General features: G+C 65.1%; 15 protein-coding genes. 7 read left to right on the top strand and 8 right to left on the bottom strand.

What is annotated here, in order from left to right:
* Positions 1 to 2: 2 nt before the first annotated feature.
* The 4 genes from FKV23_RS00255 to FKV23_RS00240 all read right to left on the bottom strand — a co-directional run bounded on the left by FKV23_RS00255 (position 3) and on the right by FKV23_RS00240 (position 3,178).
* The gene (locus tag FKV23_RS00255; RefSeq protein ID WP_141622062.1) at positions 3 to 341 is read right to left on the bottom strand and encodes a hypothetical protein; all 339 of its coding nucleotides are present in this window, start codon (positions 339 to 341) and stop codon (positions 3 to 5) included.
* Between the two features lie 111 nt (positions 342 to 452).
* On the bottom strand, positions 453 to 1,709 hold the full coding sequence (locus tag FKV23_RS00250) for a S8 family peptidase (RefSeq protein ID WP_141622061.1): 1,257 nt from the start codon (positions 1,707 to 1,709) through the stop codon (positions 453 to 455).
* A gap of 50 nt (positions 1,710 to 1,759) precedes the next feature.
* Positions 1,760 to 2,338 (bottom strand): hypothetical protein, encoded by a 579-nt coding sequence (locus tag FKV23_RS00245; RefSeq protein WP_141622060.1) that lies wholly within the window; start codon positions 2,336 to 2,338, stop codon positions 1,760 to 1,762.
* Between the two features lie 354 nt (positions 2,339 to 2,692).
* Positions 2,693 to 3,178, bottom strand: coding sequence for an Lrp/AsnC family transcriptional regulator (locus FKV23_RS00240; RefSeq protein ID WP_141622059.1), 486 nt, complete (start codon positions 3,176 to 3,178; stop codon positions 2,693 to 2,695).
* Between the two features lie 140 nt (positions 3,179 to 3,318).
* Here FKV23_RS00240 and phhA point away from each other — a divergent pair, with 140 nt between their 5' ends.
* From phhA to FKV23_RS00225, 3 genes are all read left to right on the top strand, one after another.
* Positions 3,319 to 4,209, top strand: a complete 891-nt coding sequence (gene phhA / locus FKV23_RS00235; RefSeq protein ID WP_141622058.1) for a phenylalanine 4-monooxygenase — start codon at positions 3,319 to 3,321, stop codon at positions 4,207 to 4,209.
* An 80-nt stretch (positions 4,210 to 4,289) separates the two neighbouring features.
* A complete protein-coding gene (locus tag FKV23_RS00230; protein WP_141622057.1) occupies positions 4,290 to 4,547 on the top strand; it encodes a hypothetical protein in 258 nt (85 codons plus the stop codon).
* Positions 4,548 to 4,564: 17 nt separating this feature from the next.
* A complete protein-coding gene (locus FKV23_RS00225; protein WP_208543203.1) occupies positions 4,565 to 5,587 on the top strand; it encodes a hypothetical protein in 1,023 nt (340 codons plus the stop codon).
* Between the two features lie 104 nt (positions 5,588 to 5,691).
* Here the strand turns inward: FKV23_RS00225 and FKV23_RS00220 are convergent, their stop codons facing one another.
* The 4 genes from FKV23_RS00220 to FKV23_RS00205 form a co-directional block, all read right to left on the bottom strand.
* The gene (locus tag FKV23_RS00220) at positions 5,692 to 7,137 is read right to left on the bottom strand and encodes a WD40 repeat domain-containing protein (RefSeq protein WP_141622056.1); all 1,446 of its coding nucleotides are present in this window, start codon (positions 7,135 to 7,137) and stop codon (positions 5,692 to 5,694) included.
* Positions 7,138 to 7,289: 152 nt separating this feature from the next.
* Entirely contained in the window at positions 7,290 to 7,751 is a 462-nt protein-coding gene (locus tag FKV23_RS00215) for a hypothetical protein (protein ID WP_141622055.1), read from the bottom strand.
* Positions 7,752 to 7,978: 227 nt separating this feature from the next.
* Positions 7,979 to 8,428: a hypothetical protein gene (locus FKV23_RS00210; RefSeq protein ID WP_141622054.1), complete on the bottom strand. Its 450-nt coding sequence runs from the start codon at positions 8,426 to 8,428 to the stop codon at positions 7,979 to 7,981.
* Between the two features lie 135 nt (positions 8,429 to 8,563).
* On the bottom strand, positions 8,564 to 9,520 hold the full coding sequence (locus FKV23_RS00205; protein WP_167284838.1) for a helix-turn-helix domain-containing protein: 957 nt from the start codon (positions 9,518 to 9,520) through the stop codon (positions 8,564 to 8,566).
* Between the two features lie 152 nt (positions 9,521 to 9,672).
* Between FKV23_RS00205 and FKV23_RS00200 the strand changes: the two genes are divergently transcribed.
* The 4 genes from FKV23_RS00200 (at position 9,673) to FKV23_RS00185 (ending at position 14,761) form a co-directional block, all read left to right on the top strand.
* On the top strand, positions 9,673 to 11,922 hold the full coding sequence (locus FKV23_RS00200) for a TonB-dependent receptor (protein ID WP_141622052.1): 2,250 nt from the start codon (positions 9,673 to 9,675) through the stop codon (positions 11,920 to 11,922).
* A gap of 18 nt (positions 11,923 to 11,940) precedes the next feature.
* Positions 11,941 to 12,816: an alpha/beta fold hydrolase gene (locus FKV23_RS00195; protein WP_141622051.1), complete on the top strand. Its 876-nt coding sequence runs from the start codon at positions 11,941 to 11,943 to the stop codon at positions 12,814 to 12,816.
* An 84-nt stretch (positions 12,817 to 12,900) separates the two neighbouring features.
* On the top strand, positions 12,901 to 13,746 hold the full coding sequence (locus FKV23_RS00190; protein WP_208543202.1) for an extracellular medium-chain-length polyhydroxyalkanoate depolymerase: 846 nt from the start codon (positions 12,901 to 12,903) through the stop codon (positions 13,744 to 13,746).
* Positions 13,747 to 13,852: 106 nt separating this feature from the next.
* A complete protein-coding gene (locus FKV23_RS00185) occupies positions 13,853 to 14,761 on the top strand; it encodes a sialidase family protein (RefSeq protein WP_141622050.1) in 909 nt (302 codons plus the stop codon).
* Positions 14,762 to 14,970 lie beyond the last annotated feature (209 nt).

The raw sequence follows: 14,970 nt of genomic DNA, 5'->3' as shown, positions 1-14,970 counted from the left end.
ACTCAGCCGTCTTGCGCGGGGGCCTCCGTTTCCGTCGCCGCGCAATACTCATCGAACGCCTCGGCAGTGTTGTCGAGCCCGGCCTGCGCGGCCAGTTCCCACGGCCGCTCGCACTGCCCGCTGCGTTCGCACCAGGCGTAGCCGGCCGAGGGGATGCAGCCGTGGGCGTCGCGATCGCTGCCGGGCGCCGGTGTGGTCGTCGATTCCGGCGCCGGTGTTGGCGTCGGCGCCGGTTCTTCCTGCGGGCCGCTGCACGCGACCAGCCCGGCCATGAGCAGCACGGCCGCCAGCGCAGGCGCGCGCGCGCATGCCTGAGTACCGAAAGTGCGATACAGGATCATGGTTTCATTCTCCGTGTCCACGTCTGCGATTGAATGCCGTTGATCCGGGCCGGTTTCCCGGCCCGGGTTCTTGCCTGCGGTCAGGAATCTACGGATTTCCCGATCCGCGGTCTACTTGCCCTTGCACGCGTTCACGGCGAGATAGTCCACTGCCGCCTTGGCCTGCACCAGACCCCAGCCGTTCTTGTAGTCGTAACCGGGCTCGCCCAGATCCAGCGCAGAGCGCTTGAGCGCATCGCGGATGTGGTTGTTGCTGCATTGCGGGTAGTGGCTCCACACCAGCGCCGCCACCGCCGCCACGTGCGGCGTGGCCATCGAAGTGCCCGACATGTTGCCGTAACCGCCATTGGCGAGGGTCGACAGCACGTTGACGCCCGGTGCGGTCAGTTCCACCTGGCTGGTGTACTGCGAGAACGAAGCGCGCTGGAGGCTGCTGTCGAGCGCAGCGATCGACATCACCGCGTCGTAGGACGCCGGATAGGAGAACGTGGCGTAGTCGCCCTTCGGTTCGAAACCGCCCACCGAGCCGCCATTGCCCGCCGCGGCAATCAACAGGACTCCCTTGCGGTTGAGCTTGCTGACCATGCGGTCCTCGGCCTTGCTGGAGAAGTCGCCGCCCAGGCTCATGCTGATGACATTGGAGCCGGCATCGGCGCAGTCCTGCATGGCGCCGGCCAGGTCGGTGGCGTAGACGAAGCCACCCTGGGCATCGAACAGGCGCACGATGTGCAGGTCGAGCGAGCCATCCTCCACCACGCCGACCACGCCTTTGCCGTTGCCGCCCAGCGCGGCGATGGTGCCGGCCACGTGGGTGCCATGGTCGTGCAGGCCGCTGCCGTCACTGCCGTCCCAGGCACCGGCGCCGCGATCCTGGCCGTCCACGCCTGCGGTTTGCAGGTCCTCGTGACCAAGTGCGTAGCCGGTGTCGATGATGCAGACCTTGATGGCGCCGCCACCTGGCATGACCTCCTGCGCCTGCACCGCCTGGATGCCCCAGGGGATGGTTTCGCCATCCAGGGTGACATCGTCGTACGCGGCTTCGGCGGCCGGCACGTCCAACAGGCGGCGGACGACGTCGACCATCACGCCGTCCACTTCCGGCAATTGCGCTTGCAGGGTTCTCAGGTCAGGCAGGTTTCTCATGTCGACATTGACGGCGATCGAATCGCCCTCGTCGCTTTTCAGGACGCGCGCAATATCGATGCCGTGCGAGTACAGCACGCCGAGCACGCGGTCGGTGTCGGCGCCGGCCTTGAGGCTGACGACAAAACGCTGTTGGGTGTTGTTGATGTCCACCGCGGCCTGGGCCGCGCCCAGTGACAGGCTGGCGCCGATGGCCGCCGCCAAAAGAGCAGTCTTGATTTTCATGGGATCTCTCGAAGTTCGTTTGCGTAATGCTGAAGGGGTGAGCGAGGCGCTCAGCCTTCAGACCCGGCGTCGGTGTCGGCAGCACAGGCGTGTGTCTGGACGTTGCCGTTCATCACGCCGTGGTTGAAGTAGCCGTGATACGGGCCATCGACGAGCGAGATGTCCTTGATCAGGACTACGTTCTTGTCGAGGCCGCCGAGTGCGCCGTCGCGCTGGCTGTAGAACGAGGCCCGGAACTTGCCCGAGCCCGGCGCGGCCGGGTTGGTCGAGGTGTAGGCGCCGTACACGGACGGCCAGCCCTCCTCGATGCATTCGCTGTCATTGGGATCGAGGCTGCTCATGTCGTTGTCGGTCGAGCAGATACCCGCCTTGAGCAGCTCAGCGGTCAGCTTGACCCCGCCGACGTTCTCGAAGTCGATCGCGGTGCGGTCGGCGTACTTGATCCGCCCGCGCGCATTCTCGTTACCGTCGCAGGTGTCGGCGTTGATGTTCAACACCGCCTTGCCGGTGCCGCCGGCCGACGGCAGGGTGCCGCCGCCGGTGTACTTCGCATTGCCTTCCACCGTGCAGGCAGAAGTCCCCAGGGCCAGGGCCATGCACAGGCCCAGCAGCCGATATTGCTGTTTCATGAGTTGCGTCTCCCGAAGTTTCTGGAATCGGGGCTCCCTGTTCGACGCAGCTCGACATATGACCTGTCCTTGGCGACGCCAGCCCCAGTGTAGTGCCGGAGAGTTGCCGGCACCTGCTCATACGGGACTGCACCAGTCCCACAACTGTCAAGCTTCTCCCTGCAGAGAATCATTTATATCGGTTCAAGTACTTGCTCTTCCGTGATCGCTTCCACCACGACCCATGACTTCCGGCCTATCGAACGGCACCCTTACGTTGCGACGCAACACGATTTTGCGTAACTGGGTCTTGCGCACCGGGCCCGGCCACGCCTGCGTGCAACGACACTGATGCGGCCAATGATCGCAACTGGCTCAACCGTCCCCGAACTGCCCCAGCGGCAATCCGCGGAACGCCTTGACCGTGCGCAGCACGAAACTGGAATTGACGTCGGCTACGCCGGCCTGATTGAGCAGGCGGTCGAGCAGGAAGCGCGAGAAGTGCTCGAGGTCGCGCACCGCGATGTGCAGCAGGTAGTCCATGTCGCCGGTCAGGGCGTGGCAGGCGACCACCTCGTCCCACTGGTCGACGAAACCGCTGAAGGCCTCGATCGCCGGCCCGCCATGGTCGGCCAGCTGCACCCGCACAAAGGCCTGCAGGCCGATCCCGACCTGCTCGGGGTCGACCTCGGCGCGGTAGCCGGCGATCACCCGCTCGCGCTCCAGCCGCTGCACCCGGCGCAGGCAGGCCGAGGGCGACAGGTGGACCTTCTCGGCCAGCTCGGCATTGGTCAGGCGGCCCTCGCGCTGGAGCAGGGCGAGGATCAGCAGGTCGGTACGATCAAGGCTGGCTTCAGGCATTCTGGTGCACCCTTACGCTATTCAACGCAATAATCTTGCTCCTGATTGCTGCCTGCGCGCAACAAAGCAAGCCTGTTGCGCGGTTCCGGCGCTACAGTCATGAGATGGCCAACCGCGGCCCCATATCTGCCGGAGCACCCATGAACGCCACTCCCAACCGCGTCGAACATCAGATGACCGACAAGGGCTACGTGCCGGTCTACACCACCGCGGTGGTCGAGCAGCCCTGGGCCAGCTACAGCGCCACCGACCACGAGGTCTGGGCGACCCTGTTCGAGCGCCAGCAGCAGGTGCTGGTCGGGCGCGCCAGCGACGAATTCATTGCCTGCCAGCGGGCGATGCAGATGACTCCGGACCGGATCCCGAAGTTCGACGAGCTCAACAAGGTGCTGCGCAAGGCCACTGGCTGGGAGCTGATCGGCGTCGAGGGCCTGCTGCCGGAGCTGGATTTCTTCGATCACCTCGCCAATCGCCGCTTCCCGGTGACCTGGTGGATCCGCAAGCCCGAGCAACTCGACTACCTGGCCGAACCAGACCTGTTCCACGACCTGTTCGGCCACGTGCCGCTGCTGATGAACCCGGTGTTCGCCGACTACATGGCCGCCTACGGCCGCGGCGGGGTGAAGGCGCACGGCATCGGCCAGGACGCGCTGGTCAACCTGACCCGGCTGTACTGGTACACGGTCGAGTTCGGCCTGATCAAGCAGCCGGACGGCCTACGGATCTACGGCAGCGGCATCGTGTCGAGCAAGGGCGAGTCGATCCACTGCCTGGAAAGCGACGCGCCGAACCGGATCGGCTTCGACCTGGAGCGGGTGATGCGCACCCGCTACCGCATCGACAGCTACCAGAAGACCTACTTCGTGATCGACTCCTACGAGCAGCTGATGGAAGCGACCACGCCGGACTTCACCCCGATCTACGCGAAGCTGGCAAAGCAGGACTCGATCCCGGCAGGCAACGTGCTCGATACCGACACCGTGTTCAACCGCGGCACCGGCGAGGGCTGGCTGGCGGACGGGGACGTGTGAAGGGGCTCATCTGACGTCGACCTTCCGGGCCAGGCAATCCGGGACGGATCACGGCTCAACAAGCATATCTGCGGTCGTACGTGGTCGACAGCAACGGCTTCGACGACAACTGGTATTCGATCGAGCTGTTCAGCGGCACTCCCTACCTGGCGGGCAACAACCGTCTGGCCAAGGTCGAGAACGGCCGGATAGTGCCAGTGGATACCGGGCTCGGCCGCAAAGCGACGACACACCGGCTGCATGCCAGGGAAGGAACCCTGTGGTCGATCGGCGAAGAGGACATCCTCGCCTGCGACGGCAGAACCTGGACCCCGCTCGTCCACCCGGACAACCGTTGACAGGCTGGATCCCACCGATGGCAACCGCTTCGCGATTGGCCGGACAACATGCCGATCAGATCACCTTGTTTGCCAAGCCATGTCACCATGCCACGCATGACCATCAAGCACAGGACTGCTCGAAGATGAGTGGAATACCGGATACCGAGTTCATCGAAGGCGCCTTCATCCAGGAAGGCGTCAGTCCAGCCGAGGGCGTCATCATCACCGCCTGCACTGTCGGCGACGACTACGACGATCCCAGGAACAGGGTAGGCATTAGAAGGCAGGACATGTGGCTCGAGTTTGGGCTGTCTTCCGAAGCCATTCTCTCGGTTGACGCCGCCGATGACGGTTCCGCCTATGTCCTGGGCGAGAACGGCTCCGTCGTGCGCTTCGACTGGAAATCGCCGACAACTCAGGATGAACTCCGGGCCACCCGCAAGGTGTATCCAAACGCTGCCGTCGCCCATCTCGGACCTCTCCGGAGAATCCGCATCCTTGGTGACGATGTGATCTGCGCAGGGTCTGTCGGACAGGCCTACTGCTTGCTTGGCGACCGGTTCGAAACGCTGCCAAAGTTGAGCATCGCCGGCTGTGACGTCACGATCGAGGACATCGCGGGCAGCAGTCGAGACGACTTTATCGCCGTAACCTCCGATGGCTACGCCGCACATTTCGACGGCACCCGCTGGTCTGCCCTTGATTTACCCACAGACGAAGGTCTTGCCAGCATCTGCCGAGTTGACGATGGTCGCTATGCCATTGCAGGCGCAATGGGGACTGTACTGGTTGGCGACACCGATCGTTGGTCCGTCATACCGCCCTTGGATACGGAAAGAAGCTATTGGGGGATTGCCGCCCATGGCGAAGAAATCCATGTGTCGCATCTGGCCGGAGTCGACAAGGTCGTTGGACAAGCCTTGGTCGCATTGCATATAGAGGGCGCTGACGACCTTCAGTTCGCTGTGCTTCGCGGTGGACCGGATGGGGTGTGGTCATTTGCCGACAGAACGATCGGGCTGATTCGCAATGACCAATGGCAAACGATCATGAATTGATCCATGTCGGCGCACGCAGGCACTCTTGGAGCCCACCTCTGCGCAAACTTCGTGGCAGAACAGCCCGTACTGCCACGAATGGCACGATGATCTCTCCTGCCGTGTCACCAGACCATCGGCGCTTCGTCGATCAGGAACAGGTGCCGCTTGACGTCCTTCAGCCGTGAATTGGTGATCAGGTAGGGATCGGGACGTTCGACGTTCTTCTCGGTGATGAACATCGGCACCTCTTCGTCCGGTGCACGGAACTGCACCAGCTGGCCGCTGTAGCTGGCCACCAGCAGGGTCTTCCTGTCTTCGGACAGGTCCAGGTCGAGCACGCTGCCGCCGACGTGCAGGTAGCCGAACTGGTAGCCCTGGTGGCTCTTCATCCAGATGTAACCGTTCTGCGCGCCGATGAAGTAACCGACTTTGGATGGCAGCAGCGACGATGCCCAGTGACGGTCGTCGACGTAGTTCAGGGTGTCGTCGGCCTCGTAGCCCGACGCCTCGAACCCGGGGCTCAGGTTCGCGAGCGGCAGCGACAACGTGGCGCTCCTGGAAAAATGGCACGATGCCAGCGCGACCTCCGGTTGCGGAACGCCGTCGGCATCGGTGAGGAGATGATTGAACCGGGCCAGGCACGGATAGGAGGCGCGCGGTTCCACCGCCGCCATCTGCGTCCATGCGCCATCGACTTCGTGGAAGATCAGGTGCGACGAGTCCTGCTCGCCGGTGGCGATGTAGCGTCCATCCGCCGACACGTCGACGTGCGGGTATGAGAGGGACATGACGAAGCCGTCCTTCCCGTCCGGGTCGTCGTCGTCGAGCTGACGGGCATAGGCGTCCGCCTCGGGCACCAGCAACTGCGCGCCCTGTTCGCCGACGACGAAGATGCCGGCCGCGCTGGCCATGGCCACGCGCCGCCCATCCGGAAACACGACCAGCTGATGGATGCGCCAGCCCGCGCCGTCGAGCTCGCGCAATCCGTCGCGCACGTCGGGATGGGCCTGCGCGAACGCATTGCCGTAGCTGTCCGGATACGGCAGCGTGGCAACGACCTCACCGTCCCAGCCGTGCCGGACCTCGATGCGGTCAACGTGGGCGAACGCGAAGTAGCGCTTGTCGTGCGACCTGCCGAACAGGATCGCGCCTTCCAGCACGGAAGCGTCGTTGCCTTCCAGCACATGCACCCGCCGCGGTTCATGCGGCATGCCGATGGTGCAGGCAATGCGCCCATCGGGCAGAAAGGCGGCCTGGGATACGGCCCATACCTTGCCGTCCCAGTCCATCGGATCGTTGTCCGGTGGAAACAGTTCGCGCAACCGCGCATGCTCGCCGCGATGGTTCAAGGCCCTGATCTGCTCCAGTACGTATCCGGCCATGTCCTGACGGCTTTCGGCCGGTTCCGGCGTGGCCGGGCTCTGACGATCGATATAGATGCCGTCGAGCCAGTCGTTGAGTGCCTTCTTGTAGGCACGTCCTTCATCGATCCAGCGCTCGGAGGCGGCCTCGATCGAATCGAACACGGTGTCGGGGGAAGCGGCGTCGGGGGAATTGGGTTCGGTCATCTGCAGTCCTTTCTCGTTGTGGGGCGTTCCTGCCTCGGCACCGGCGATACCCGGCACGGCGGGACGGCGATTCTAGCGGCATGCCGTCCGTCCAGGCGACCGGGCGCGCGGACCTGGGTCCGGAAAGGTCATGCCCGCTCTCCGGGCGATGTTCAAAGTGCGAATATGTCCAGCGTCGCCCGCTCCTGCAGGAACCACCAGCCACACGATGTGCGGCGCAGCGACAGTTCGCCGGATGGCCCGGGAAGGTGGCCTCGGTGCCCCACCAGTTCTTGCCGGCCGGCGACAAGATCAAGGCCGGCTTCGCGCAGCACCGCGGCATCGGTCATGCTGGCGCGAAACAACGCTTCCAGGCGGTCCGGAGAAAGAGCTTGGCCGTAGTCGCCATCGTACTCAATGGCCCCGACCGCTGCCCGCGCGGAAAAAGCGGAAGCAATCCGCGCCAGAACGGAATCGATCCTTTCCAGGTCTTGCTCGCGATACAGCCTGCGGCAACAGCGCATCGGAATGCTCGCGAGGACGACACAGTGCGGCCCGGGCAATCGTGCTGCCGTCAACTCGAACGCAAACTGCCCGGAGGTGAAATCCAGATTCAGTCCATCGACCTCACCCATCCCCCCGCAGGACGTCACCAGGCGACCTTCCGCCACGGCTTGGCCACTGTTCATCGCCGAGGGCGAAATCGCCGCCCTCCACATCGACCCGGGTCAGGACCGGCCCGACGCTGTAGCCCCCGGCGCTCAACGCCTCCCAGAGCCGGGCAACAGCGTTTCGCAGGAAGCGCTCCCTGCACCCGAACAGGAACGTGTAGTCCTGGGATATGCCTGCGCCAGCCTGGCGTTCAGGCTCCCGGCTCGAACAGGCCGATGAACATCTTTGCATCCCACTCGAACGGCGGACAGGCGGCTACCCGGCTGACCACGGGCGAGGCCTTCAGGCCATGACTGTCGCTTCCGACTGCCTGCACCACGGTGCGGCAGTCGCGGTGCGGAGGAGGCATCGCTTCACTGCTCTCCACCAGCAGCACATGTGAATTGCCGACCGGCTGTATCCGCAGCGCACCATGCCTGTCGAGGTGGAACCGGCAGGGCCACTCCAGCAGCAGGTCGAGATAGCCGCCATCGGAAGCGAGCCGGCACCGGCCCTCATGCTCCTGCAGTTGCAGTGCGTGCTCGAAAAATTGCGCCCGCGTTGCATCGTCGGCGGGCGACTGCGCGCCGGCCGGGAGCGCGAAACACGCCAGACCGACAAGGCAGATGGATAGCAACCCCGGGTTCTTGTTGGCTTCCATGTCGGGTCCGGGCATCGAAGAGGGCTGTGGAAACCGGCGCCCGGCTTCCACGGGGGCACGCCGCATGCTAATGCCGGACATCGCGGGATGTCCATCGACCGGCATGCAGGTGGCGATTCCGACGGCGATGCCGCCCTAGACGGCCGTCCGTCGCAACTCGCCCGGAGTGATGCCATAGCGCTGCCGGAACGCACGACAGAAGCTGGACAGGGAACGGAAGCCGTTGCGATAGGCGATCTCCGACACCGGCAGCTGGGACAGCGCGGAACCGCCCAGCATCGCGTGCGCCTTTTCCAGCCGCAGCACGCGCAACCGCTCCATCGCCGACTGGCCGCTGTCATGGAACAGCTTGTACAGATAGCGTTCCGAAATACCGCAGCAGCGGGCGATCGTATCGGCGCACAGGTCTTCATCCGCGTAGCGGGCCGCGATGAACTCCAGCACCCGTCGTTTGTGCGCAGCCGCGAGCGAGCGGTCGTCGCAACAGGCACGCTCATCGCCCCGCAGCATCAGCGCGACCAGGTCGCACAGCTGCCCCGCCAGCAGGGCGGCCTCGTCGTCGCGCAGGTCCCGGGCGACGCGATTGACGTATCGCGCGTAGCGACCGAGCAGGTCCGCGCGCGGATCGCTGCCGTCGAGCGCGGCCGAGTACGCTTTCGGGAGGCTGGACACACGCTGCTGCAGCAGATGCGCGGGAATCTGCAGGTTGAAGGTCTCGTAGTTGCCCTGCGGATGGATCTCGGCGGCCACGGTGCCGTGCAGAAGATAGATGCTGCCCGGCGCGACCTCGATCTCCTGGCCGTCGATCCGGCTGCGCGAGGCGCCGGCCTGCGGCATCGCCAGCACATAGCTGGGCGCCTCTTCGCGCAAATGCCTTGGCGTCCGCCGCAGGTGCAGCCCGGACAGGGCGAAGTGGTTGTAGCGCAGCGGACCCAGCGGCTGGGTGCCAAGCCGTTCAAGGCGCCAGTCCGGCCGCGTCGCGCGCACGTCCAGTTCGCCCCAGTCCGGCCCGCGCATGGTGCGCCAGCCCGGCACCGGCCGCCGCCCTTGTCTTCCCGCTTCCAGCAGATACATCGCCGCATTCCCACTCACGACCAGGGGCCATCTTAGGTCCACCCTTGCCTGGCGCATGCTGCATTGCGCCATGACAGGTGCGGTTGCGGACAAGTGCCGGTACCGGCGCGGCGAAACGCGAAGGCCGCGCAACCGCTACAACTGGCGGGCAGAGCAATGAGGAGGGGAACATGCGGATCGGGGCACTGGCTATTGGCATCGGGGTGGGGATGGGAGCGGTGTTCGCCACGCCGTCGCAGGCACAGTCGGCGCAGGAAGCGGCCAGCGGACCCGCGGCGGATGCGAAGACGCTCGATTCGGTGACCGTGACCGCACGCAGGCGCGAGGAGTCGGCGCATCGCGTGCCGATCGCGGTGACCGCACTGGACGCCCTCGACCTGCGCGATCTGCAGGCCGACAGACTGGGCGGCCTGCAGGGCGCGGCGCCGAACGTGAACATCGTGCAGGGGCGCGGCAGCGCCTCGTCGGCCAACGTGTTCATCCGCGGCATCGGCCAGCCCGATGCGCTGCCGACATTCGATCCCGGCGTAGGCATGTACATCGACGATGTCTACTACTCGCGCATCCAGGGCGCGCTGTTCAATCTGTTCGATATCGAACGGATCGAGGTGCTCCGCGGGCCGCAGGGGACGCTGTACGGCAAGAACTCCACAGGCGGAGCGATCCGGGTCGTCACCCGCGAGCCGGGCGACTCGGTGACGGCCGAAGTCGAAGCCGCCGTCGGAGACCATGGCCGTGCCGAAGTGCGGGGCTACGCAGCCGCGCCGCTGGGTGCCAGCGCCTCGGCAAGCCTGGCGGTGATCGGCACCGACAACGACGGCTACGTGCGCGACAGCGATGGGCGCCGCTACAACGACGACGGCTCCGAGGCGGCCCGGCTGAAACTGGTGTTGCGTTCCGGCGATGCGTTCTCGGCCACGATCGGCGCCGACTATACCCGCCAGCGCAACGCGCCATCGCTCGGCAATCCGGAAGCACCGCTGTTCCAGACCGAACTGGCGACCGGCGCGCGCCGGCTGCTGCTGACGCCCCGCCCGGGCGACTACGACTTCGTCTCCGACACATCCTTGTCCCCGGGCAGCCGGCAGCGCCTGACCCATCAGGGCGTGGCCGCCACGCTGTCGTTCGATGGCGGCAGCGCGTGGCGACTGAAGAGCATCAGTGCCTACCGCGATCTGGACGCGGCGTATGCGATCGACATCGATGCTTCGCCTTTCCGTCTCGGCGACACCCTCGCCACGCTCGACCAGCACCAGTGGAGCCAGGAACTGCAGTTGCAGTACGACGCCGGCGGCCGCGTGCGCGCGGTCTACGGCCTCTACTACCTGCAGGAAAAGTTCAACGGCAGCCAGGACGTGACCAGCGATGACGTGCTGACCTTCATGGGCCTGCCGGTGCCGTACCGGACCGTCAGCGACGAGCGCCAGAGCAGCGACAGCGCCGCCGCGTTCGCCCAGGTCGACTGGGAGTTCGCACCGGCCTGGACCCTGTCGGCGGGCCTGCGCTACACCCGTGAGCGCAAGGACTATGCGCGCAACGTTGCGGCGATCACCGGACTGCCGCCGCTCAACAGCGAATTCTCCTTCCAGGCCGATGCGAGCTGGAGCGCATGGACACCGTCGCTGAGCCTGAGCCGGGCCTTCGGCGAGCACGTGACGGGCTACGTCTCGGCAAACCGCGGCTTCAAGTCCGGCGGCTTCAACGGGCGCGCCGGCAGCGACGCCGAAACCGCGCCGTTCGATCCCGAGTACGTCTGGACCTACGAACTGGGCCTGAAGGCGCAGTCGCGCAACGGCCGGTTGCGCGGCAACGTCACCGTTTTCCACAGCGACTATCGCGACTTCCAGGCACGGGTGGCGGATGTGACCGACCCGGCCTCTCCGACGCCGAGTTTCGTGTTTCCCGTGCTCAATGCCGCACGGATGTCCATCGACGGCGTCGAGTTCGAGGGCGTGGCCCTGTTCGGCCAGGGACTGCGGCTGAGCGCGCAGCTGGGCTGGATGGACGCGCGCTACGATCGCTTCGACGACCCGCGGGTGACGCTGGATCCGGCATTGGCGGGGTTGCACGATCACGTGCCGTTCTCGCCCCGCTGGACCGCACAACTGGCGTTGAGCCGGATCTTTTCGCTTGGCAACGGCAGCCGGTTCACCGTCGGCAGCGACGTGTCCTGGCGCGACGAAACCTGGCTGAGCGTCGACAACCGCGACGCGCTGCGGCAACCCGCCCATGCGGTGGTCGGCGCATTTGCGCGCTGGGATTCGCCGGACGAGCGCTGGCAGCTGCGCGCCGGTGTGCGCAACCTCACCGACAAGGTCTACAAGACCGATGCGCAGGAATTCTCCAGCGTGGCCAATGTCCAGACCGCCTACTACGGCTGGCCGCGTCATTACACGCTCGCCGTCAGCTACAGCTTCTGAATCCAACCTGGAGTATCCATGTCCGCCTCTGCCGTCCATGCTTCCGTCGGAAGCTGTTCCGAGACCTTCCATTCGACTGCCGATGGGCTGCGCCTGTATCGCCGCGAGTACGGCGCGGCCGACGCACCTGCGGTGCTCTGCCTGCCCGGCCTGACGCGCAACTGCCGCGACTTCGACACGCTGGCGCGGCGGTTGTCGGCCCGCTACCGGGTCATCGCGCCCGACCTGCGCGGTCGCGGGCGCTCCGACCACGACCCAAACTGGCACAACTACCAGCCGCAGATCTATGCCGCAGATCTGCTGCAACTGCTGGCGACGCTCGCACCCGGGCCAGTGGCGGTGATCGGCACTTCGCTGGGCGGCCTGGTCGGCATGCTGATGGCCGCCGCACAGCCCGGGCTGGTGCGCGGGTTGGTGCTCAACGATATCGGGCCGGAAGTCGCGCCGGAAGGCGTCCGGCGCATCCAGGGCTACGTCGGCCAGCAGACGCCGGCACGGGACTGGGAGGAGGCCATCGCACAGACACGGCAGATCTATGGCGCAGCCTACCCGGACTTCGACGACGCCCAGTGGGCCGATTTCGCGAGGCTCGGCTATCGCGAGGATGCCGATGGAGTGCCACGCGCCGATTACGATCCCGAGATCCGCCGCGCCGCGCAGGCCGTCACCGCAGCACCGGACCTGTGGCCGCTGTTCGCGGCGCTGGCACCCGTGCCGATGCTGGTGCTGCGCGGCGCGCATTCGGACATCCTGGCGCCGGCGACGCTGCAGCGAATGCAGGAATCCCACCCGGATCTGCGCAGTGCGGTGATTCCCGGCCGCGGCCATGCGCCGACACTGGACGAACCCGAGAGCGTGACGGCGATCGAACGGTTCCTGGCCGGGCTCGACTGAGCATTCCCGTCTCGCGCGATGCGGCAAGCCCGAAGGACGGCGCCGCCGCATCGGCCGCGAGGCCGTCAAAGCAAGAGGTCCGCCATGCAGCGCTCTTTTGCCACCTGCTGTCTGTTCCTTGTGGCGCTTCTCGCCCTGCTCGGCACCGGCACCGCCCGGGCCGACTCGAGGTGCAGCGAACGAAGCGCGACACGGCTCCTGCCCGCCAGGATCAGCTGCAGCCACCAGACCACCTGGATCCCCTCCGGACCGCTGAGCGTCCGCCGGGTGATCTACCAGACGCCCCTGGGCACACCGCCTGCCCAGGGCTGGCCGGTGGTGCTGATCTACCAGGGCTCGTTCTTTCCGCTGAACGACTTCACCTACTACAGCGGCACGCCTTTCGGCGGCTTCCACGAGGGCAAGCTCGTACAGACGCTGCTGGACAACGGCTATGCGGTGATCGCTCCAAGCGCGCCGGCCGACCTGTTCTGGCAAACCAACATCCCCGGCCTTGCGCAAGCCTATGAGCTGAGCACCGACTACCGGTTCATCGGCAATGTGCTGCAGGCGATCCGCCAGGGGCATTTCGGCTGGCTCGATCCCAACCGCCAGTACGCCACCGGCATCTCCAGCGGCGGCTACAACAGCAGCCGGATGGCCGTGTCCTTCCCGGGCCAGTTCAAGGCGCTGGCCATCCAGTCGGGTTCCTACGCCACCTGCAGCGGCCCGGCGTGTCGGGTGCCGGAGCTGCCGGCCGACCATCCGCCGACCACGTTCCTGCACGGTTTCATCGATGTCGTGGTGCCCTGGTGGAGCATGGATCTGTACTACGACCGCCTGCTCCACCAGGGCATCGAAACCACCCGGTACACCGAACCCCTTGGCGGCCATGAGTGGTTCGCTGCCTCGCCCGCGCACATCCTCGCCTGGTTCGACGCCCATCCTTGAGCCTGGGCAGAAGACTGTCGATCAGGAGATCGAGGCCATCAAAGGCATCACCTCCAACGCCAACTCTGCCGCTTGATTTTCAGTTTCCAAGAACGATAGTTGTCCCATGTCTAACGAATACTCCTTCCTTTCCGGCTTCATGCAAAGTCATAACGTGGGGCGGGTCATTGCTCAGGTGGACTATCTGAAGGAGAACGGTTCAACCGCATCAATATTGCTGAAATGGGATCGTTCTGCAAATCACTGGTTCTCCTTCGACCTAGAATGGCATGCCACACGCATCTGTTTCGTCGAAGTCCCAGAACCTATGGTGCTTGCTACCGGCCCAGACGGCATCGTGTCAGTCAGTACAATGGCTGGCTCGACCGAGGAAGAGATTGACGATTCCTTGGATGGCCCGGCCCGACGTGGTCCCATTCGAGATCTCCAACTCATCGCAGGCATGCCCTATGCGACCGGTATGGGACGCCAGGTATACCGGCGCGAAGGTGCGAACAACTGGACGCGTCAGGATCAAGGTGTTGTTCTGCCTAGAGGCAAGATCGAGCTCTGCGGTTTCAACTCTATTGATGGCCTGAACGAGAGCAACCTCTATGCCGTCGGCTTCAACGGCGAGGTGTGGCAACGTAAGGATGGCCAATGGCTGAACCATGAGAGCCCGACCAACCTAGTACTTCACCGAATCAAAGTCGTACGCGAAGACTTGGCGTATGCCTGCGGCCAGATGGGCACTCTGCTACGCAGCAATGGCTCACACTGGGAGGCCATCAAGCACGACGCCGTCACGGATGATCTCTGGGGCATGGAGTGGTTCAACAATGAACTCTACCTAGCCTGCGACAGCGGCCTGTTCCGCCTCGACGGTAATGACGACCTGATCGCGGTCGACATGAAACTTCCCAGCAAAGCTAGCTGCCGTCATCTACATGCGAACGATGGTGTTCTCTGGTCTTGCGGCCCGAAGAATGTCGTCTGGACCGAGGACGGCCAGACCTGGACCGAAGTGACACCATGATCTCGACCCTAGCAGACGCATTCTGAGGTTCGTCCCCATCATTCTTGAACAACACGCCGAAGAAGCCGGCTTCCTCGCCATCCTGCGTGACTACTCCCTGCGCGCGCCGCATTACGACCTGGACGACCTCGGCACACTCGACGACCGCCTCGACGCCCATCTCGACGGCCTGCGCATCGCGGGCTCCAGCGGTTTGGAAATCCTGCTCG

It is taken from the genome of Lysobacter alkalisoli (genome assembly GCF_006547045.1).
Lineage (GTDB): Bacteria > Pseudomonadota > Gammaproteobacteria > Xanthomonadales > Xanthomonadaceae > Marilutibacter > Marilutibacter alkalisoli.
The sequence above is the reverse complement of the archived record's forward strand: the minus strand, read 5'-3'. Positions and strand labels throughout refer to the sequence as shown.